Origin of the sequence: Methanococcoides burtonii DSM 6242, from assembly GCF_000013725.1 — an archaeon.
GTDB classification, from domain to species: Archaea; Halobacteriota; Methanosarcinia; order Methanosarcinales; family Methanosarcinaceae; genus Methanococcoides; species Methanococcoides burtonii.
In genome coordinates this window covers 391300-411844 of sequence record NC_007955.1, presented here as the reverse complement: position 1 = coordinate 411844, position 20545 = coordinate 391300, and the positions used below count along the sequence as shown (strand labels likewise).

Sequence of the window (20545 nt, the reverse complement as noted above, 5' to 3'; positions counted from 1 at the left end):
AGAGAGAACATTCATTCCTCATTCTGCCCATACCTTTCAAGTACCCTTTTAATAATTCTTCCACTACTGCAAAGTTCACATTTCATCGCATCATCGATGCGTACTACCTTTGCTTTAAAGCCCCTCTCACCCAAATTTTTCTCAAGCTCACCGGTATCGAAGAACTGGTCATGTCCCAGAACGATGATATCAGGATTGATCTCTTTTAAAGGCTCAAAGATATCACTCTCGCTTCCAAGAAGTGCCTTGTCCACAACCCCGAAAGCACTTATCATCTTAAGTCGTTGCCCTTCAGGAACAATAGGTTGTGCCTTGTGCTTTATCATCGAATCCCTTGCAACAAGGACATAAAGCTCATCTCCAAAACTGCGTGCCTGTCTCAAGAAAAAAACATGTCCCGGATGTAGAAGATCAAAGGTTCCCGTAGCAAGTACTCGTGTCAAAAAATATCACCATATTTGAAGATAACTTTATTTTGCTTTAACCATTGACAATATCCTTAATAACAGTATGCAAAAGAAGAATGCTCAATCGAGCTTTTCATGATGGCCTTCAAGAATTTCATCCCTGAAATCACGATAACATCTCTCCACAAGGTCAAGGGTACCCTCGATGTTCAGAATATCGAACTCAAAGATATTGGCAAATTCCTTAACGATATTATCGAACTCCTTTTCGTAATGCAGACCGGTATTCAATTTCGCAACTTTTTTGTAGCCAATGGAATCGAAAACCCACTTTGAGGTTTTAACATCAGTAGGGTCTTTACCAAAACCTCCGGCAACGAGCATATCTCCCCAATTGGCTGCCCACATAGGAGTAAGGAAAAATGTACCTACACCCTTGAAACTCTTAAGTTGTTCAAGATATGCATCCCTGCCACCAAGTACAGCTCCAATACAATCATCAACGATCTCGCCATTCTCTTCCTTAAGGATACAGATCCTGCAATCCAGATCACCAAGCTCTTCTTCGACCTTGCCAAGAACATTTCCACAAAGCCCGTAGAACAACAAGATACCATCCGAAAAGTCGGCCATGTCCTCAACTGCCTTATATACCTCAGATTTAAGGTTTTGAGGTATAGCATGCAAAGCAAACTCAAGGATATTGATGATAAAACAGTATTTATCCTGACAATTGCCCTTGTAAGCGGAGTTCAGGGATGTTTCAGGAACAAGTTTGTAGGAGATCCCAACATCATCAAGCTTTTCCATTAGACGTGAACAATCCTTGTTCTCCACCACAATAAGCTCATCTATAAGCGGTTCGTTCTCCACCAGATGAACTATCTCATCCTCGAACATCCGGCATCCAATAAGACTCATTACAGGCATCTGTTATTCCTCATACAATAGCTGGATAATGTTGATTATCAGAACTATATAAGGATGTTCATCATTTTAAAATGGTAAAAAAAGAAAGAGGCAGCTAAATGCTGCCCAATGTCATAGATTTCAATGAACTGATATCAGAACTTCTTACCATAACACGTATTGAGGTGTTCCTTTGATGGCTGTTTTGTCATAAGACTCACACTCACTGCAGCTATCGTTGCAAGAGGAAAAGCAATCAGAATTGGGTCAACGACTGTCCAGGTACCTGTAAGTAAAGTATCGGTTCCAAAAAGAGCCTTGCAGATGCCAAGAGGTGCTGCTTCTTTTATATGCACGAATGCCAGCCAGAACAGGCTACTAAAAGTACCCACAACAAGACTTGCAATAGCGCCTTCCTTTGTCATCCTCTTCCAGAACAATGCACCAATATACATCGGAAGGAAAGCTGCTGCACAAAGTCCGAAGAAGATAGCAGTTGCCCTTGCAATTATGCTGATCGGTAGAATGTATGCGAGTATTACACTGAATATAATGGTCACAATTATACCAAATTTGGTAACCGTAACTGTATTGCCCGCATTTCCTTTCATAAGGAACTCACGGTAAAAATCATGGCCGATAGCTGTTCCCATTGTGTGGAACTGTGAACTTAATGTGGACATCGCCGCTGCAAGCAAAGTTATCATGAAAAAGATAACGAACAATTCAGGCATTGCACTGTTAATGTATTCAGGCATGATAAGATCGAGATTTCCTTTTGCAACATCAATGGAGATCATTCCCACCGTATTGAAAAAATGGACGTTTGAAAGGCCACCTACAATGTATGCTACGCCCGCCATCATAAGAATGAACGGACCGCCTGCGAAAACTGCTCTATTCAGGGATTTCTTACTATCGACTGTCATGAACCTGACAGCAAGTTGTGGCTGTGCCAATACACCAATGCCAACACCAAGAATAATGGTTGAGACCATTGTCCACCAGATCGGAGAACCAAATACGGGCATTGCAGTCCAGCCCTGATGACCACCTGCTGCAAGAGATTCAGGAACCAGTGGAGCAAGGTTCGTAAGTGCCTGATGAGCTTCTACCACACCACCGAGCTTAGTATAGGTCAATACCAGAAGAATTGACATCCCAACGAACATCAAAGTTCCCTGAAGTGCATCTGTGTACATAACAGCAAGCAGACCACCCGTAATAACATAAGCTGCTACGATGACTATCAGAATAAGTACTGCAATATTGTAATCTATTGAAAGTGCGGTTTCCATGAACCTTGCACCGCCAATAAGGACTATACCGGCATAAAGAGGCATAAAAAGAGCAATGAGAGCACCAGAATAGCCTTGAATGAAACGAGACTGGAAACGCCTTCCGATAAGTTCAGGGAAAGTTACAGCACCAAGGTTCAAACCTATCCTTCTGGTCCTTGCACCAAATACCACGAACGCTATAAAGATACCCACAAAGATATTCATGAACACAAGCCAGAGAGTTCCAAGACCAAGTGTTCCCGTCACTCCTCCAAACCCGATTATAGCCGCTGTACTGATGAAAGCAGCACCATAGGAAAGAGCAAGAATATAAGGATTTACCTTCCTTCCGGCAAGCATGTAGTCTTCTACATCCTTCGTCCTTTTGTAAGCCAACCAGCCACAGTAAAATACTGCGAGAAGATATACAAGAACGAAGATACCAAGTGTTGAAGTATTTACTGCCACTTATTACCACTCCTCGCTTTCCTCTTCATTCCACTTCAAAAGACCATAGACCATACATCCCAATGCACTAACAATGCACAATATATATGCCAACCAGATTTGAGGATCATCAATTCCTAACATAGTTATCACTTGCCATTTTTTTGCCTGGTATATGCTACCACATAACACGCACTAATGCTGACATCTGTTAACAAGTACCATACATTAATGTTTCGAAGTTATTCTTCTAAAATGATATAATTGAATGACTTAAAAAAGACATCAATGAAAATAAAAGTACATACATGATTTAAAACGAACGGTCTCGTATTGCAAACATATCACAAAAGGAAATGGAAGTAAATAATCGTGTAAAGAACTTATATTCTAATTATAACATCATTTTTTGTTAAAAGTACAAGTTATGCAAACTTTTCTTTTTTGCCTTATAAAGATTTCTACAGAACACTGGAAAGACCAGCTCTTGATTCAAAATGATTATCCTATTTTTAATATATTTTGTGTTAATTACTGTATGATATATTATAGGCAGAAGCCTTAAATACAAACATGCCAAATTTAAAGATGGAGTGGTGTATGAGAGATATCTGAGTTTAGAATATTTCTTCTACATAATGAATAGAATAAATAAATAAATAGATGGGGGAATATATAATGGTAGAATCACCGATACTGGGAAGTTTATTTGGAATGGTGGATCAGTTCATTGCATTTATTCCGATACTTGTAGCTGTCATCATGTTGATGATAGTAGGAATGTTTGTCGGAAAAATCCTTGGAAAGATCGGAGCAAAGGTCCTTGATAAGATAGGTCTGGATGACCTCATCGATAAAACATTCTTAGGCGGCATGATCGAAAGAACTGGATCTACCACCGTTGCAATGTTTGGTAGCATAATCAAATGGTTCGTCTATATCATATTTGCTGTGATCATTATAGACATACTGAAGATACAGATTGTGGCAAATTTCCTCGCACAGATCATATTATTCCTGCCTCTTGTAATATCTGCAGCGGTAATTCTTATAATTGGGTTGCTTATCGTTGATTTCTTGACAGGGTTCATAAAGACGATCTTGATTGCATCTGGTATTGATGAAAAGATACAAAACAGTGGAATCGGAAAAGGACTTGAAGCGGCAAACTTGAAAATTTCGGGAATTATTGCAGGTATCGTAAAAGCTTTTGGATACTTGATCTTTATTCTGGCAGCTTCTAATATACTGGGATTGGATGTCGTATCTAAGTTCTTAACAGACATACTCAATTACATACCCAGTTTATTTGCAGGTGTTCTCATACTGATAGTTGGGTTATTGGTACTTGATCTCCTTACAGATTACCTAAAAGGTATCATGGAAGGAATGGAAGTAGAGGGAAGTAATGTTTGGATTCCATTACTCAAAGGGTTCCTTGCACTCATACTGGTATTGCTTGCACTTGATACAATGCTCATCGATACGAGTATCTTCTATCTGCTTATGGGACCACTTGCATGGGGATTCGCTGTTGTCGTGGCTTTCAAGTGGGGTATCAAAGAAGCACTTGTGGCATATGCCAAAGAGAAGAAATAATCTCCACTTTTCTTTTTTTATTTTTAAGATAAGTTAGAAGATCCTTGTTGATCAACCCTTCAATGGAGGGAATTAATATTAACCTGACATAATATTTGATATTGTGATACGTTATGTCACTATATTCATCCATTACAAGTTTGACAGTTTTGAGCATTTTCTAATGAAAATTGATTGAAACTGTCATATTTGGGATGTATGGGGAATGTCCTGATGATTACGGATATGTCTTCTACAGAATGCAATAAAATAAAACAGATCAATTGAATAACTTGTCAAGGAAATACTGGTGAACCCTCATATCATCGGTCAGCTCAGGATGGAATGCAAATGCCAGCACATTATCCTGCTCTGCAGCAACGATCTTGCCATCGATGGAGGCAAGGACCTTTACACCCTCTCCTGCTTCGGTAATTGCAGGAGCTCTGATAAAGACGGCATTGTATGGGGAATCGAGGAATGATATTTCAAGCCCGACCTCGAACGATTGGAACTGTCTTCCAAAGGCATTTCTGTTGACCTTTATATCCATAAGTCCTAACAGATGCTGGTGTGTCTTCTCTACCTGTGAATCGCCTGCTTTTGCGGTCAGGATGAGACCTGCACAGGTTCCCATAATGGGAATGCCTTGTTCTTTTGCATCCTTAATCTCTGCGTCAATACCTTCCCTTAAGATGAGGCGACCAAGTGTTGTACTTTCTCCGCCAGGAAACACAAGTCCGTCACAGGTGGGAACGATGCCCTTGTGCTTGATATTAACTATTTCAGCAGTTGCTCCGCGTTCTGCAAGAGCACGCTCAAGAGATTCAACATGTTCAGAAACATCGCCCTGAATAGCGATAACGCCAATACGCATAATTAACACCAATAAAAAGAAGTAAAAAAGGAAAGGTTACCAGCCACGAGTCTGGAGAACCTGATCCTCTGGGATTGAATCTACACTGATACCTTTCATACCTGCACCGATACCTTTTGATACCTCAGCAAGTACTTCAGGATTGTTGTAGTTGTTAACAGCCTCAACAATAGCTTTTGCCATTACTTCCGGCTTCTCTGCCTTGAAGATACCTGAACCGACAAAAACACCGTCAGCGCCAAGTCTCATCATAAGAGCTGCATCTGCAGGAGTTGCAATTCCGCCAGCTGCGAAGTTCACAACAGGAAGACGCTGCATCTCTGCAGTTTCCATAACAAGCTCAATAGGTGCTTCGATGTCCCTTGCAGCCATGATAAGCTCTTCCTTTGTCATTCCCTTAAGTGTCCTGATCTCGCCCAGTATCTGCTTCATGTGGCGTACAGCCTCTCTTACATCTCCGGTACCAGCTTCGCCCTTTGTGCGTATCATAGCTGCACCCTCGTTGATCCTTCTCAGTGCTTCACCGAGGTTACGTGCACCACATACGAAAGGAACGGTGAACTGTGTCTTATCGATGTGGAACTCCTCATCTGCAGGTGTAAGTACTTCAGACTCATCGATCATGTCGGAGCCAAGTGCCTGAAGAATCTCAGCTTCAACGAAATGTCCGATCCTTGCTTTTGCCATTACCGGAATTGTTACAGATGCAATGATGTCAGCAGTTACCTGTGGGTCTGCCATCCTTGCAACGCCGCCTTCCTTTCTTATGTCTGAAGGGACTGCGTGGAGTGCCATAACTGCAACAGCTCCTGCCTCTTCAGCGATCTTTGCTTCCTCAGGGGTCGTAACGTCCATGATAACGCCGCCTTTCTGCATCTTTGCAAAGCCGCGTTTGATAAGTTCTGTACCGTGTCTTAATTTTTCAAGTTCCATAATGATCATCCTTTAAGCTGATTTAGTCTAGTAAATATGGTCAATATTTAAAAGTGTTTAGTTTGTGTCATTCCTCATTTTTAATTCTTGCAACACCCACAACCTTGTCGCCGGGGCGCACATTCATAATTTTGACACCCTGTGTGTTTCTTCCCTGTGCACGTATATCCTTCACAGGAATTCTGATGAAAATTCCTTCAGAACTTGTCACCATGACCTCATCTTCCTCTTTAACGGCCTTTACATTTATTACAGGACCGTTCCTGAGACTTGTCACTATGGTGATCACACCCTGTCCGCCACGTTTCATTCCACGGTACTCGTCAAACGTTGTACGTTTTCCATATCCGTTCTCTGTGATGGTGAGTAGTTTTGTGCTCAGGTCAACAATATCAAGACTTACCACAATATCATCGCCGGTAAGCCTCATTCCACGAACACCTCTTGCAGTACGACCCATTGGACGGACATCCCTTTCACAGAATCTGATGGCCTTTCCATGTCTTGAGACCATCATTATTTCCTTGGAGCCGTCCGTGAGTGCCACATTGACAAGCTCGTCCCCTTCATCAAGTTTGAGCGCAATGATACCGGCCTTTCTCACATTACTGAAATCCGACAATGGGGTCTTCTTTACAGTTCCCATTCGTGTTGCCATAAATAAGAACTTATCCTCTTCGAATTCCTTCACTGTTATTGTTGCAGTAACGGATTCATTCTCAGCAAGATCAAGCAGGTTTACAACAGCCTTACCCTTTGACTGACGACTTCCTTCTGGGAGACCGTAAACCTTTTTCCAGTGGACTTTTCCGCGGTTGGTGAAGAACATCAGGTAATCATGAGTGGATGATATAAAGATATCTTCAACGACATCCTGTTCCTTTGTTTCCATTCCAATGACTCCTTTTCCACCCCTGTGCTGCTGACTGTAGGTATCCACAGGCATCCTCTTGATATAGCCGCTATTGGTGATCGTAACGATAACCTCTTCTACAGGGATCAGATCCTCATCCTCAAATTCGACATGTGAACCTGTGATCTCTGTCCTTCGCTTATCTGCAAACCTTTCGCGGATGGCATGTAACTCTTCCTTTATGATGCTATATTTCCTTTCATCACTTTCAATGATGTCTTTCAGGTCCTCGATAAGCTTGACAAGCTCTCCATGCTCATCCTCTATCTTCTGCCTTTCCAGTCCTGTCAACTTCTGCAAACGCATATCCAGGATGGCCTTTGCTTGAACTTCATCAAGCCCGAACCTGGTCATTAGCCCTTCCTTGGCCTCATCCACAGCATTTGAACCGCGAATCAGAGCTATGACCTCATCGATATGGTCAAGAGCGATCATTAATCCCTTAAGGATATGGGCTTTCTCATCAGCCTTTCTCATATCGAACATGGAACGTTTGAGTATGACATCGATCCTATGCTCAAGGTATATCTGAAGCAGTTCCTTAAGGGTCAATTCCCTTGGAATATTATCGACAAGTGCAAGGTTGATGATACCAAAAGTCGTCTGCATCTGGGTATGCTTGTAAAGCTGGTTCAGTATAACTTCAGGATTTGTGTTCCTTGTAAGTTCAATAGAAACGCGGATACCATCACGGTCAGATTCATCACGAAGGTCTGAAATGCCGACTATCTTCTTTTCCCTTACAAGAGCAGCAATGTTTTCGATTAATCTTGATTTATTGACCTGGTATGGCAGTTCCGAAACAACGATACGCTTCTTGTCGTTCTTCATTTCTTCTATAGAGGTAACCGCCCGTATCTTGATAGGCCCTCTTCCAGTCTCATATGCGGACTTTATACCCTGATGACCAAGGATAACTCCGCCTGTTGGAAAATCAGGACCTTTGACTATTTCCATTAGACTGGAAATGGGGGTCTCAGGATCCTCAATAAGCATTAAAGTGGCATCAATGACCTCCCCAAGATTGTGTGGTGCCATATTGGTGGCCATTCCCACTGCAATTCCTGTAGAACCATTGATAAGAAGATTTGGTAGTCTTGCAGGAAGTACGGTCGGCTCCTTTAGAGAACCATCGTAGTTGGGCCTGTATAGAACTGTCTCCTTATCAATATCTGCGAGCATCTCGTTGGAGATACGGTCCATTCGGGACTCGGTATATCGCATAGCTGCTGCGGAATCACCGTCAATTGAACCGAAGTTACCCTGACCATCGATCAAGGGATATCTTAGGGAAAATTCCTGCACCATTCTCACAAGAGAATCATAAACTGCAGTATCGCCATGTGGGTGATATTTACCAAGAACGTCTCCCACCACACGGGCAGACTTCTTGTATGCTTTATCATATGTCATGCCGGCTTCTTTCATGGCATAGAGTATACGCCTGTGTACCGGTTTGAGACCATCACGTGCATCTGGTAAAGCCCTTCCAACTATTACGCTCATTGCATAATCGATATAGGAATTCTTCATCTCATCCTGAATCAGGATAGGGACGATCCTTTCACTGGTATCTGTGGGCTTTATATCCAGAGGTTCATCATTTGGCTGTACATCGCCAGGTTCATTATTCATGTTATCTGCCATTTATATCACCTCATAGATCCAGATTAACGACTTCCTTCGCATATTTCTGTATGAATGCTTTACGTGGTGCAACTTCATCACCCATAAGAACAGAGAACATCTCATCAGCAGCGGCTGCGTCATCCATGGTGACCTGCAACAATGTCCTTGTATCAGGGTTCATTGTGGTCTCCCAAAGTTGTTCTGGGTTCATTTCTCCAAGACCCTTATAGCGCTGCACATAGGTATTATTCTCACCGATCTCTTCAAGCTTTGCTGCAAGTTCCCTGTCAGAATATACATAATGTTCGGCTTTGCCTTTCTTTATACGGTAAAGCGGGGGTTGTGCAATGTAAACATATCCTGCATCAATAAGCGGAGCCATGTACCTGAAAAAGAATGTAAGGATCAGTGTACGAATATGAGCACCATCAACATCAGCATCGGTCATTATTATCACTTTGTGATAACGTGCCTTTTCAATATTATAATCTTCAGCTATGCCTGTACCCATGGCAGTAATAAGTGAGAGGACCTCATTGTTCTTCAGGACCTTTGAAAGACGTGCCTTTTCGACATTGATGATCTTACCCCTGAATGGCAGGATCGCCTGGAATCTACGGTTACGTCCCTGTTTAGCTGAACCGCCTGCAGAATCTCCTTCCACAAGATATACTTCGCTTACAGATGGGTCCTTCTCGGAACAGTCTGCAAGTTTACCTGGCAGAGTGCCGATCTCAAGGGCACTTTTCCTGCGTGTAAGTTCACGTGCCTTCTTAGCAGCTTCCCTTGCACGTCTGGCATCCAGTGCCTTCTGGAAGATGATTACTGCCACTTTCGGGTTCTCTTCCATGTATTCGGAGAGACCCTCGGACACCATGGAATCAACGATCCCTTTAAGTTCACTGTTACCAAGCTTTGTTTTGGTCTGACCTTCGAACTGTGGTTCTGTCAGCTTAACACTGATGATGGCAGCGAGTCCCTCGCGGATATCCTCACCTGTGAGCTTCTCATCGCCTTTGACCACATTGTTCTTCTTGATATAATCGTTAGCAACACGCGTTAATGCTGTCTTGAACCCAATAAGGTGAGTACCACCTTCATACGTGTTGATGTTATTAGCAAAAGAATATACATATTCACCGTAGCTGTCGGTGTATTGCATAGCTATCTCGACGATCGTTCCTTCCTTTTCACGCTCGAAATAGATAGGTGTCTTGTGAAGAGCTGTCCTGCTCTGGTTCAGGTGTTCAACGAAAGAGATTATACCGCCTTCATATTCGAAAACGTCTTGCTCAAGTTCTTCTTCACGTGAATCTGTAATAGTTATTCTGATACCTTTATTCAGGAAAGCCAGTTCCCTGAGTCTTGTAATCAGTGTCCCGTAACTGAATTCGGTCGTTTCGAATATTTGGGAGTCAGGCATGAACGTGCTTTTTGTTCCTGTGCCTTTTGCATCCCCAATGACCGTTACATCGGATGTAGGTGCTCCGCGTTCATAGCGCTGGTAGTATAGTTTTCCATCACGCTTGACCTCGACTTCCATCCATTCGGAAAGGGCGTTCACAACGGATACTCCGACTCCGTGGAGACCACCGGATACTTTGTAGTTGCTCTTGTCGAACTTTCCACCTGCGTGGAGAACGGTCAGTACGACCTCAAGTGCGGATTTCTTATATTTTGGATGATTGTCGACAGGGATTCCACGACCGTCATCTACAACGGTGACAGAACCATCTGCATTTATCGATACGTCTATATTTTTACAAAAACCGGCAAGTGCCTCATCAATACTATTGTCAACTACCTCATATACGAGGTGATGAAGTCCTCTGGTATCTACACTTCCAATATACATGCTGGGTCGTTTGCGTACTGCTTCCAGCCCTTCAAGAACTTGAATGTGTGTTGCATCGTAATCGTCACTCATCGCGATTTTCTCCATGGAATACTGTTATTTGAAGTTAAATAAAATCCTTTAATCTGTTTAGATAATTTCAGATCAAAAGTCAGTTCAAATTAATTTATTTTCGATTTAACAGATATTGATTTTATCTCTTTAATTTGCTTTGTATTATGCAGTACATGTATATAAAGATATAATTTTAAATTTGATATATCAATTAGATCGGCTCATTCCAATGCCTATACATAATTCATAACTAATCGGATAGAAAAATAAAAACACTTTCAAGATCTTAAGTAGTTTGCTGAAGGATATCAGTATTTGCCAGACTCCAGACAACTTCTCCATTGAATTTGTAATTGACAGGTTCTATCGGACGTGGAGACTTTAAGAACCATCCTTTTATGTTCTTGGAATAACTCTCTTCCGGATTCAAATGTCGTCTTTGGTCAAGCTTAAAATGAAAATCCGATTCATATTCTTTGCATTCAACAAGGTTCACTGTTCCGATTATCATTCCTGTAGGCAGATCATCAAGCTGTTCAATGGGGATATCATAGTTCTCGTTCACCAATTTCAGGTCTTTTTTCCGAATAATTGATCTGCTTGCATAGATGGCTATCGTTCCTCGAACATAAGTGTTCTTTGAACGTACTTCTATATTCTTCAGACCACGAATGATAAGTGATGCCCAAGGCTGTCTTATTGCAAGTACACGTATTTTTGGGTGTGGTAAAGCATATTCATCCCCCGGGTCAATACCACATTCTGTCAGCGTAGTCTGCTGGTGTGTAGTAGGTAAGAAACGATCAAAATAGGTTGGTTCTTTTGGAATAACAGCAACATCCCATTTATCAGGTAGACTGATATCTGCTTTTGTGGGTGTTGTGTCTTGAACCATCGTATTCACCTATATCGATCTTTACTTAAATAATTTCATGTAGATTCTTTGAAGTATATATTATTATTTATAGGGGGTTTGTTGTTGTTTTTGAGTGGATCAGTGCAATCATCAATAAGTGATGTATCTAATACTTAGTACTTCTGCTACTAGTTTTTATATTTATTCTTTGATTAGCAATCCATTATCAGCTTTAATATTATTCGAATATATGAAGACAGTATAAATTAATAGCTCCGATCAAAGTTCAAATTTCCTTTAATGATGGTGGATACCTAAATGGGTAAGACATAATTTCAATAGTTAGCTATATTTGTTTTATTGTCACTGAGGATTACTGTATGATCTCAAAGTGAATATCTCATGTTTCATCCACATTATTTTGTGGCTTCTACAAAAAAGGCCTTATGATTACGAAATTATCAAATTCAGTAGTTCTCTAATTTTGGCATAATCCACTAAATCAACACCACTCGGCACATTTATATACCTTTAAAATGCCCCCTCCATGTTATCACGACTAGAATTAACACCTGCTCACTGTATCAAAACTGTTCTACCACCACTTCTGGACAACATTCCCATTTCAATAAATGGATCACTTACTCCTAAAGACCTCTTCACTAATATTCTCGGAATGTCCACCGATAAACTTTCAATTCATTCGATTGGTAAACAATATCATAATACTCCATGTGAAACATCAATGAGATATCATTTACATAAGATTGATTTCGATCAGCTCATTGAAAACAATGCAAAGATTCTCTTGCAATCATCCCACAAAACCCTTGATTCAAATAAAAAGTATGATCTTGCCATCGATTATACAAATGATCCATACTATGGAGAAGTGAATTATGTCAATGAAAACTATGTGATTCGAGGACAAGCTAAGAAATCAACAAACTCATTCTACTCTTATATTTCTCTTTGCATTATAAACAAATACACAAGATTTACAATTTCCATGTTACCTGTGGAAAAAGGCAAAACGAAGACAGATTATCTGAAATATTTCATAGACGTAGTTGATAAAATCAATCTCAAAATAAATATTATTTGTTTGGACAGAGAATTTTATTCCAGAGATGTTTTTACATTTTTGCAGGAGAATGACATTCCACATATCACTCCTGTTGTAAGAAAGGGAAAGAGAATAAAAGATATTCTTGATGGAAATAATAAACGCTATGAAAAGTACGTCATGAAGAATAAGAAAGGAGATGTGGGACTTGATATTGCTATTGATGTTAAGTATCTGAAAGGAAAGAGAGGGAAGAATGGTTGTGAGAATCTAGGGTTTGTTGTTTATGGAATTGATTGGGAACCCGGAAAGATTAGTATGATCTACAGGAAGCGATTTGCGATTGAATCATCATATCGAATGCGGAATGTGGTGAAACCGAAAACATCCTCAAGAAATCCAATGCTACGATATTTCTATGCGTTGATATCATTTATGTTGAAAAATGCATGGGTATCAATCCAGAGAATGCATTTTAGGAAAGTGAAAAGGGGACCAAAAACAATAGAGGAAGATGTTTTTAGATTTGATTTATTTGTTCACTTTGTTGAGGAATGGGTGAAAAAAGGTTGAAAGTGAAGTTAGTAGTGAAATGTTATAGGTGAGATTATATAATTTATTTAGTGGAGGGAATATTAGTGAAGTACTGAAATAAGTTGATCAGTTTACTCCAAAATGAAGGTATGACTCTTGACAGTCTCCTGGATAATTTTGCAGAAATGTGGGACCTTAAGAAAGTCAGAAAAAAGGATTGAATGCGTAAAGCTCTTAACTAATATGATCAATTGTCCCGCAAATGTGGATAGATGCACTTTTTCTCGCGTTCGAATATCTTATAAAGGTCCTCCCTCCGATAGTTATAGGAACACTTGCCATGGCCATTCTGGTTGAAATGGGATGGGTCAATAAGTTTGGATTCCTTGCATCCCCTTTAATGCACTATGGCCATCTAAGACAGGAAATAGGGCTTAGTTTCCTCACATCCTTTGGATCTTCCACAGCGGGAAACTCGATGATAGCTAAATTACATTATGATAAGCACATAGACCGGAAAGAGACCATCATTGCAACAATGGTAAATTCATTTCCTTCGAGTATAGTGCTTTCAAGAGATCTTCTCCCCATAATGGTCGCACTGCTGGGAACAACAGGATTGATCTATCTGGGAATTGTAGTGCTCATAGGGTTTGTGAAAACACTAATAGCTTTAGTAGCAGCACGCTTGTTCCTTACACCCAGAATATCGGGCATACTTCACACTGATATTGAAAAGAAAAAGTTAAAAGAAGCGTCATTGATTGCGCTGAAAAGATCAAAACGAACGATAATTAGGATGATATTGACGACAACAATCGTATCAATTGCTATTTTCCAACTGATGGAAACAGGGATATTCGATATGATCGCCAATATTATGAAAAGCTCTTTTCTTGTCAATTATGTGCCACCGGAAGCCCTGCCGATAATTGCAGGATGGTTTGCCAGTAATATAGCTGCATATACGATCGCGGGAAATTTACTTTCAGCTCAACTACTTAGTACAAAGGATATCATTCTTGCTCTTCTGATAGGGAGAGTGCTGGCAAGCGTCCCAAGAATAAAGAGCATGCTTCCATATTACACAGGAATATTCCGACCAGAGCTGGGTTTGAAGATCATGGCAATCTCCCTTATCATGCAAAACGGTATCATGCTAGCAATTATAGGTATTATCCTATTTTTCTGGTAAGTCTTAAAAAATATGTTCTTCACTTGATACCATCTTTTTTAAGAGGATCTCCATTCACTATAGATATATTCAGAATTCACGTTCGACCCCCATCCCGTGATACCCACGCGATAACTTTCACCATCGGGTACTTTCAGTCTGGAAACTGAGTAAACAATGCTACTTTCCGGAGCGATTTCAGGTATAGTATCACTTTTTATCTGATCCCAGACCATCCCTTCATCTGTGCTTTCAAGAGCTGTGTATATCACCACGTCTTCAGCAGTAATTGATCCTACATTCTCGATCACAATCTCCAGATCGACATATATCCCATAGTAATTCTCCTCACCAGTGCCGGTAAATGTAAGACTTAATTCAGGAGAACCTATCCCAATAGGTTTTATGGTGGCTTCTTCATTTGTGTAATCACCAGGAATGACACCCACACCCCAGCCGGAAGCTGTAGTTTCCAGATAATAGTACTTTACCCCGTTATAGTTGTAATAGCTTCCAGAAAGATCATCTTCTCCTTTAACGCCTACAGCCATGTGTCCGGGAAGTTCGATCAGTGCTACACCATATCCCATATCATAGAGTAAGGATGCAAGGAGGATCGAAGAATCTTCACAATCACCACCGCCATGATAGAGTGTTTCGAATGGGAACCTCGGGTATTCATCATAACCAGCTGACGCACTATCGCTCACATATGGAAGCGATTGCACAAAAGCCATGGTGATATAGGGAATATCATTTTCCCCATAGCCACCATCATATGCCATCTTCTCCACCTGGGAAGTAAGTTGGGATATTAATGTATCATCATATGTGTCTGTTACGAACTGATCAAAATCACGGGTTCGGCTTCTTTCAGAATATATCCCATAGTTGTCTTTGTAATACTCGGCTGTCATACTGAATTTAGTACTATCGTATTCCCACTCATAATTTCGGGAGATAGTATCAATGCCAATGCTAACTTCAGGCACCTTCTGTTGATCAATATCTAAAACCGGAACCTCTAGAGAGATGGACGACTTTGTCGTATAGGTCAGGTCGATGAGAAAACTGTTATCGTAGATCTTATCCACAATTACAGAATAGACAACGAATTCATCATTCGGATCTTTTATTGCATAGTTATTACCAGTCAATAATTTAGAGGTCAAATACTCCTGACCATCCTTTCTAAAGGAGAGACGAACAAAATTCTCTTTCCTATTTATTTCCAACAACTTAAGAGAATAACCGTTGTCAATATCAAGAACTGCCGTCTTTTTGAGACTTACATTGTAGGTTTCAACATCCGGATCAGAAAGAACTTGATCAGGGTTTTGGTCATAATTATTTGTTGAACTATCATCTGAGACACAACCTATGCATAAGATGAATAACAAGATCAATAAAAAATATGAGAACGAACGCTGAAATTGCATAGTTTCAGAAATAGACTTCCAGCTTATAAATATTCTGGAACTGTTTTTAAACGCATTTAGAAAAGCGGCAAGATATGTCATAATGCTTAAATCAAAGTATACCACATTAAATAATGGGGCATAGGTAACAACTTGAACATTCAAGTATTTCAGTTTAGTTTATTCCAAATTAAATTTTATTTTAAAACATATTAAACCTATGAGATATTTGAGGAGTGGATGCGGGATATGTTAGACAAAAGAACGAAACGATGTTCGATGCAATATTCAATTATGGGAATGAGTTATCGTTCAAAATTACCGGAGATCATCGATTCCGTTGCAAGTAGCTGCTCAGATAAAGGCTGCTTTGAACATATTGATTCAGCGGTCATACCTTCAAGGGAATCAATTGTTGAGATCATAGACCTTTTTAAGGATGTGCTTTTCCCGGGTTATTTTGGAGATCAAACGGTTGAAAGGAGCAATCTGATATATCATATTGGAAATGAGATCAACGAACTTTTTGAAAAACTGTCAAAACAGGTGACGAACAGTATTCTTCATGAGTGTCGTCGCACGGAAGAGGATTGTGCCGAATGTATTGAAAAAGGACAGGAAGAAACAGTTATGCTGTTAAGGAAGATACCACAGATAAGGTCACTTCTTGCAGCAGATATTATTGCAGCCTATGAGCATGACCCGGCTGCAAAAGGGTACGATGAGATCATTTTCAGTTATCCGGGAATTTTTGCTCTTATGGTCTACAGGATAGCTCATGAGTTGAATGAACAGGATATTAAGATCCTTCCGCGTATTATGACCGAATATGCCCACAGCGTAGTTGGAATCGATATCCATCCGGGTGCAAAGATCGGAAAAGGATTTTTTATCGACCATGGTACAGGGGTGGTCATAGGGGAGACTTCAGAGATAGGAGACAATGTAAGGATATACCAGGGGGTTACCCTCGGTTCACTTAGTTTCCCAAGGGGTGAAGAGGGACAGATACTTCGTGACCTTAAAAGACATCCCACGATAGAGGATGATGTCGTGATATATTCCAATTCAACGATCCTTGGCGGTGATACCGTTATAGGAGCGCGCTCCGTTATAGGAGGTAATGTCTGGTTAACGAGATCAGTACCAGCAGATACTAAAGTACTGATAGAAGAACCAAAGCTGGTTTTCAAGGATAGAACATCTTCCTGAAAGTGCAGCTATATTTTTAAGCATTTCAGGAAGTTATATTGGGGTTTATACATGGAAAATATTTACGAAGATATAACAAAAACTGTTGGAAAGACACCGCTTGTACGGTTGAACAGAATAACTGTAGGATGCTATGCTACTGTCCTTGTGAAAGTGGAGGCTTTTAATCCACTGGGTTCGATCAAAGACCGTATTGCCTTGAATATGATAGAGACCGCAGAAAAGGACGGAATGCTCAAAAAGGGAGCCATCGTTATTGAGCCAACTTCCGGAAACACAGGTATCGGACTGGCTTTTGTTTGTGCTACTAAAGGTTACAGGCTGATATTGACAATGCCTGAGACCATGAGCGTTGAGAGGAGAAATATATTGAAGGTCCTTGGAGCTGAGATCGTGCTCACCCCTGGCCCAAATGGTATGAAAGGAGCTATCGAGGAAGCGGAAAGAATTGGAAAGGAGACACCTGATTCTTTTATCCCGCATCAGTTCATGAATCCGGCAAATCCTGATATCCACCGCTGCACTACAGCTGGGGAGATATGGGATGATACCGGAGGAAAGGTCGATATACTGGTAGCAGGCGTTGGGACCGGAGGAACTATTACGGGTGTTTCAGAAGAACTAAAGTCTCGTAAGCCCGGGTTTAAAGCAATAGCTGTGGAACCAAAGGATTCAGCTGTACTTTCCGGCGGCAGTCCGGGGCCTCATATGATACAGGGGATTGGTGCCGGTTTCGTGCCGGATGTGCTGAACGTGGATATTATTGATGAAATTATAACGGTCAGTAATGAAGATGCCTTTGAGACGACACGTGAACTTGCCAAAAAGGAAGGGATACTCGCAGGCATCTCATCTGGTGCAGCTCTTTTTGCGGCTTTGGATGTTGCAAGACGGAAGGAGAATGAAGGAAAGATGATAGTTGTTGTCCTTCCAGATACAGGGGAGCGATATCTTAGTACAACAATTGTGGAAAAGGAGTGATATTTATGGATAAGGAATTTACAAAGGATCTAAGTGAATTGATGCAGTTCCCATCAGAAAGAATTATCTTGTCAACCGATATCCCGATATAAAGATCAGCATGCTTCTGAACAAATACAAAACTGTAAATGAATTTTTTATTGACAAAAATGCAGTATCAAAATTAAAAGAACTCTTCCAGAAACCAGCAAAGAAAGAAGGTACCAATACTCTAGAAGAATTAAAGAGTATATCTTCAGAAGACTAATGCTATTTCTGTAAATATGCCCACAAAGCTTGAAATGGTTAAGGTCATAATCATTCTATCTTTGAGTTTATTCCCTTTTGCTACTGGATCATTAAACAAGATTTGGATGCAACTTGCTGCTAATATGAGATAAGCTAATGAAGCTAGATACAGGCATGGAATACATATTGCACTATACAATAAAAGTATCAATGGCATTGGTATTAAAAAACTGCAAACAATTGCTGCATCATGAACCCCAATCTTCAAAGGAAGTGAATTTATATCTCCCTCCTATATCTTTGAAATCTTTCATAAATGTGAGGGAAAATATTGACACAAACACGTAAGCAGCGACAATTAGACTATCTGAAGTCAATGGAGAATACACACTCCAAAGTCCAATTGATTCAAGTGCAAAACAAACAGCCATATCCACATTACAATTCCAGCCAAGCTTTACATTTCTTTAAAGACGATATTCCAGCATATAGGGATATAACCGATAGTGATTTGGCAATGCTTCTCTATGGAAAAGATTTTACTGGAGCTAATGGAAATGAAATTGGAAGAGCCTACGTTTACAATGGAAGTGATGAACGTGCATATTCTGTTGTTCAGATGAAATCAGCGGGCTTACTCAGCAGTTATAGTGGCTCTTATAATGCTAGGTGTGTGTTGATAGCTCATGAATTTGGGCACAATTTTGGAGCAACTCACAATGCAGCATATTCATGGGGAATTTACACACTACACCAAACAATAATGACTGCTGTGTTTAATGACCAATATCCAAATTACATGGACCTCCAATACTCAGATTTATCTCGTCAAGGAGATAGTACTCATAACAACATTTTATTAATCGCAAATAACAAAAGTACTATCGAAGGATTTAGAACTCCTTAATCAAGTAAGGAGAGGATTAATATTACCTCTCTTTTTTCCTTTTTCAGGTGATTAGTATGAAACGACAAAATCCAGTTTATACAGTAATAATTCTGGCATTGTTAATTAAACATCGCTAATTCTTTATTTCTGTACTTCATCAAAAGAAGAACAGAGTACTTCAGCATTTCAAGACTCTTAGTATAACACTTTGACTTTCTTCTCAATCTTGCCAGAAAGTGCCTGAATATGCTGTTATATCCTTCAACAGTATATGTTTCAGCTTTGGATTGAGTGTGAATTTTCTCTGGAACAAACTCTGCATATGCCCTCCAGTGATCAGTCATCACTTCTCCAATCTCCTTCCCCTTTAATTTTTTCCAGAGTTTTAGTCCTGTTTCCGTTCCCCTGCTACCAAAAGAGCAGTCGATGAACCTTTTTCCATCTCTATCAACAGCAATCCAGATCCAACAATATTTTTTTTGTTCCCGATATAAGTGTGCATTTCATCTAATTCAACAATCGATATTTCATTTTCGCTCTTTAGATCCTCTAATTCACGACCAAACTTCTTTATCCATTTTTGGACAGAAACGTGGCTAACTCCTAAAAAACGTCCAATTGAACGAAATCCTAATCCTTCGAGATAGAGTTGTAAAGCCTGCCGTTTAACAGACATGGGGCTAGCAGTTGATTTTAGCTCCACTGAATAGTTATACTCACAATCATGGCATTTGTAGCGTTGAAGTCCATCGATTTTACCGTTCTTTTTATGATTGGAGCTCTTGCACTTGGGACAGTTCATGCACAAATATAGGTCCTGATAACATATAAACTCTACTTAAATACCAATGCCGCCAAAAGTTATGTAATGGTGGTCTTCATCGTCCCATGTGTCGTGTAGGAATAGATAGTCAATCGTACCTTCAGAATATCCCATACATGTAACAGAATGATTATTGTATGGATTGGTATACCCACTTCCAAGTCCACCATAAATCATACTCAAAACAAATGGATTGCCTGCATCAATTTCAAACATTGTTTCAGACATGAATAAATTGTCATCATTTACAATTGTAAAGTCTGAGTATCCATAATAATCACATACTTCTTCAATACCATCATCAATATGTGAGATCTTGGTACCATTGATACCATTTTCATTCGTGCCCATTGCATCGGCTAATTCTTCAATTAGGGTGTCCCCATATGAGAAATTTGAATATCCATTTTCATCCCAGTATTCAAGAACCATAGCTGCTGCAGTAGGAGAACAGCTTATGTACCATGCTTCAAAGGAACATC

Annotated in this window: 18 protein-coding genes and 1 pseudogene; 7 read left to right on the top strand and 12 right to left on the bottom strand. The window is 40.2% G+C overall.

From position 1 onward, the window contains the following. Nucleotides 1-11: 11 nt before the first annotated feature. The 4 genes from MBUR_RS02170 to MBUR_RS14605 all read right to left on the bottom strand — a co-directional run bounded on the left by MBUR_RS02170 (nucleotide 12) and on the right by MBUR_RS14605 (nucleotide 3187). Entirely contained in the window at nucleotides 12-443 is a 432-nt protein-coding gene (locus MBUR_RS02170) for an adenylyltransferase/cytidyltransferase family protein (RefSeq protein ID WP_011498577.1), read from the bottom strand. Nucleotides 444-527: 84 nt separating this feature from the next. Further along, a complete protein-coding gene (locus MBUR_RS02165; RefSeq protein ID WP_011498576.1) occupies nucleotides 528-1337 on the bottom strand; it encodes a DUF1638 domain-containing protein in 810 nt (269 codons plus the stop codon). 134 nt (nucleotides 1338-1471) lie between these two features. Further along, entirely contained in the window at nucleotides 1472-3064 is a 1593-nt protein-coding gene (locus tag MBUR_RS02160; RefSeq protein WP_011498575.1) for a sodium:solute symporter family protein, read from the bottom strand. A 3-nt stretch (nucleotides 3065-3067) separates the two neighbouring features. After that, complete coding sequence (locus MBUR_RS14605; RefSeq protein WP_332244238.1) at nucleotides 3068-3187, bottom strand: symporter small accessory protein; 120 nt, start codon at nucleotides 3185-3187, stop codon at nucleotides 3068-3070. A 534-nt stretch (nucleotides 3188-3721) separates the two neighbouring features. On the opposite strand from MBUR_RS14605, the gene MBUR_RS02155 reads away from it, so the two are divergent. Beyond that, nucleotides 3722-4642 (top strand): mechanosensitive ion channel family protein, encoded by a 921-nt coding sequence (locus tag MBUR_RS02155; protein ID WP_011498573.1) that lies wholly within the window; start codon nucleotides 3722-3724, stop codon nucleotides 4640-4642. 259 nt (nucleotides 4643-4901) lie between these two features. On the opposite strand, the gene pdxT is transcribed toward MBUR_RS02155, so the two are convergent. The 5 genes from pdxT to MBUR_RS12820 all read right to left on the bottom strand — a co-directional run bounded on the left by pdxT (nucleotide 4902) and on the right by MBUR_RS12820 (nucleotide 11777). After that, nucleotides 4902-5498, bottom strand: a complete 597-nt coding sequence (gene pdxT, locus MBUR_RS02150) for a pyridoxal 5'-phosphate synthase glutaminase subunit PdxT (protein ID WP_011498572.1) — start codon at nucleotides 5496-5498, stop codon at nucleotides 4902-4904. 36 nt (nucleotides 5499-5534) lie between these two features. Next, nucleotides 5535-6431, bottom strand: a complete 897-nt coding sequence (gene pdxS / locus MBUR_RS02145; protein WP_011498571.1) for a pyridoxal 5'-phosphate synthase lyase subunit PdxS — start codon at nucleotides 6429-6431, stop codon at nucleotides 5535-5537. 67 nt (nucleotides 6432-6498) lie between these two features. After that, on the bottom strand, nucleotides 6499-8991 hold the full coding sequence (gene gyrA / locus MBUR_RS02140; protein ID WP_011498570.1) for a DNA gyrase subunit A: 2493 nt from the start codon (nucleotides 8989-8991) through the stop codon (nucleotides 6499-6501). A 10-nt stretch (nucleotides 8992-9001) separates the two neighbouring features. Then, a complete protein-coding gene (gene gyrB / locus MBUR_RS02135) occupies nucleotides 9002-10900 on the bottom strand; it encodes a DNA topoisomerase (ATP-hydrolyzing) subunit B (RefSeq protein WP_011498569.1) in 1899 nt (632 codons plus the stop codon). A gap of 268 nt (nucleotides 10901-11168) precedes the next feature. Then, entirely contained in the window at nucleotides 11169-11777 is a 609-nt protein-coding gene (locus tag MBUR_RS12820; RefSeq protein ID WP_011498568.1) for an ASCH domain-containing protein, read from the bottom strand. A gap of 508 nt (nucleotides 11778-12285) precedes the next feature. Between MBUR_RS12820 and MBUR_RS02125 the strand changes: the two are divergent. Beyond that, nucleotides 12286-13409: pseudogene (locus MBUR_RS02125) on the top strand (ISH3-like element ISMbu7 family transposase). 191 nt (nucleotides 13410-13600) lie between these two features. Beyond that, on the top strand, nucleotides 13601-14533 hold the full coding sequence (locus MBUR_RS02120) for a nucleoside recognition domain-containing protein (RefSeq protein WP_011498566.1): 933 nt from the start codon (nucleotides 13601-13603) through the stop codon (nucleotides 14531-14533). 38 nt (nucleotides 14534-14571) lie between these two features. Here the strand turns inward: MBUR_RS02120 and MBUR_RS02115 are convergent, their stop codons facing one another. Beyond that, the gene (locus MBUR_RS02115) at nucleotides 14572-15951 is read right to left on the bottom strand and encodes a hypothetical protein (RefSeq protein ID WP_157196624.1); all 1380 of its coding nucleotides are present in this window, start codon (nucleotides 15949-15951) and stop codon (nucleotides 14572-14574) included. A 219-nt stretch (nucleotides 15952-16170) separates the two neighbouring features. Here MBUR_RS02115 and epsC point away from each other — a divergent pair, with 219 nt between their 5' ends. The 4 genes from epsC to MBUR_RS02095 all read left to right on the top strand — a co-directional run bounded on the left by epsC (nucleotide 16171) and on the right by MBUR_RS02095 (nucleotide 19258). Then, nucleotides 16171-17142 carry a serine O-acetyltransferase EpsC gene (gene epsC, locus MBUR_RS02110; RefSeq protein ID WP_052286182.1) on the top strand — a complete coding sequence of 324 codons (972 nt, stop codon included), beginning with the start codon at nucleotides 16171-16173 and terminating at the stop codon, nucleotides 17140-17142. A gap of 51 nt (nucleotides 17143-17193) precedes the next feature. Further along, nucleotides 17194-18123 carry a cysteine synthase A gene (gene cysK / locus MBUR_RS02105; protein WP_011498563.1) on the top strand — a complete coding sequence of 310 codons (930 nt, stop codon included), beginning with the start codon at nucleotides 17194-17196 and terminating at the stop codon, nucleotides 18121-18123. A gap of 100 nt (nucleotides 18124-18223) precedes the next feature. Next, complete coding sequence (locus MBUR_RS13725; protein WP_157196623.1) at nucleotides 18224-18370, top strand: hypothetical protein; 147 nt, start codon at nucleotides 18224-18226, stop codon at nucleotides 18368-18370. Nucleotides 18371-18682: 312 nt separating this feature from the next. Then, entirely contained in the window at nucleotides 18683-19258 is a 576-nt protein-coding gene (locus tag MBUR_RS02095) for a reprolysin-like metallopeptidase (protein ID WP_048063161.1), read from the top strand. A gap of 101 nt (nucleotides 19259-19359) precedes the next feature. Here MBUR_RS02095 and MBUR_RS13275 read toward each other — a convergent pair. Then, nucleotides 19360-20042 (bottom strand): IS1 family transposase gene (locus MBUR_RS13275; RefSeq protein ID WP_157196622.1). Its coding sequence is split into 2 segments (ribosomal slippage): nucleotides 19360-19719 and nucleotides 19722-20042, totalling 681 coding nucleotides; the frame shifts between segments, so codons are not numbered across the junction. A 36-nt stretch (nucleotides 20043-20078) separates the two neighbouring features. After that, nucleotides 20079-20495 (bottom strand): C39 family peptidase, encoded by a 417-nt coding sequence (locus MBUR_RS02080; protein ID WP_011498561.1) that lies wholly within the window; start codon nucleotides 20493-20495, stop codon nucleotides 20079-20081. Nucleotides 20496-20545 lie beyond the last annotated feature (50 nt).

What these genes read in the sequence shown, in the direction of transcription:
- MBUR_RS02165 (WP_011498576.1), bottom strand. Translation starts at nt 1,337, where the DNA reads ATGCCTGTAATGAGTCTTATTGGATGCCGGATGTTCGAGGATGAGATA.
- MBUR_RS14605 (WP_332244238.1), bottom strand. Translation starts at nt 3,187, where the DNA reads ATGTTAGGAATTGATGATCCTCAAATCTGGTTGGCATATATATTGTGC.
- MBUR_RS02155 (WP_011498573.1), top strand. Translation starts at nt 3,722, where the DNA reads ATGGTAGAATCACCGATACTGGGAAGTTTATTTGGAATGGTGGATCAG.
- pdxT (WP_011498572.1), bottom strand. Translation starts at nt 5,498, where the DNA reads ATGCGTATTGGCGTTATCGCTATTCAGGGCGATGTTTCTGAACATGTT.
- pdxS (WP_011498571.1), bottom strand. Translation starts at nt 6,431, where the DNA reads ATGGAACTTGAAAAATTAAGACACGGTACAGAACTTATCAAACGCGGC.
- gyrA (WP_011498570.1), bottom strand. Translation starts at nt 8,991, where the DNA reads ATGGCAGATAACATGAATAATGAACCTGGCGATGTACAGCCAAATGAT.
- gyrB (WP_011498569.1), bottom strand. Translation starts at nt 10,900, where the DNA reads ATGAGTGACGATTACGATGCAACACACATTCAAGTTCTTGAAGGGCTG.
- MBUR_RS12820 (WP_011498568.1), bottom strand. Translation starts at nt 11,777, where the DNA reads ATGGTTCAAGACACAACACCCACAAAAGCAGATATCAGTCTACCTGAT.
- MBUR_RS02120 (WP_011498566.1), top strand. Translation starts at nt 13,601, where the DNA reads ATGTGGATAGATGCACTTTTTCTCGCGTTCGAATATCTTATAAAGGTC.
- MBUR_RS02115 (WP_157196624.1), bottom strand. Translation starts at nt 15,951, where the DNA reads ATGCAATTTCAGCGTTCGTTCTCATATTTTTTATTGATCTTGTTATTC.
- epsC (WP_052286182.1), top strand. Translation starts at nt 16,171, where the DNA reads ATGCGGGATATGTTAGACAAAAGAACGAAACGATGTTCGATGCAATAT.
- cysK (WP_011498563.1), top strand. Translation starts at nt 17,194, where the DNA reads ATGGAAAATATTTACGAAGATATAACAAAAACTGTTGGAAAGACACCG.
- MBUR_RS13725 (WP_157196623.1), top strand. Translation starts at nt 18,224, where the DNA reads ATGCTTCTGAACAAATACAAAACTGTAAATGAATTTTTTATTGACAAA.
- MBUR_RS02080 (WP_011498561.1), bottom strand. Translation starts at nt 20,495, where the DNA reads ATGGTTCTTGAATACTGGGATGAAAATGGATATTCAAATTTCTCATAT.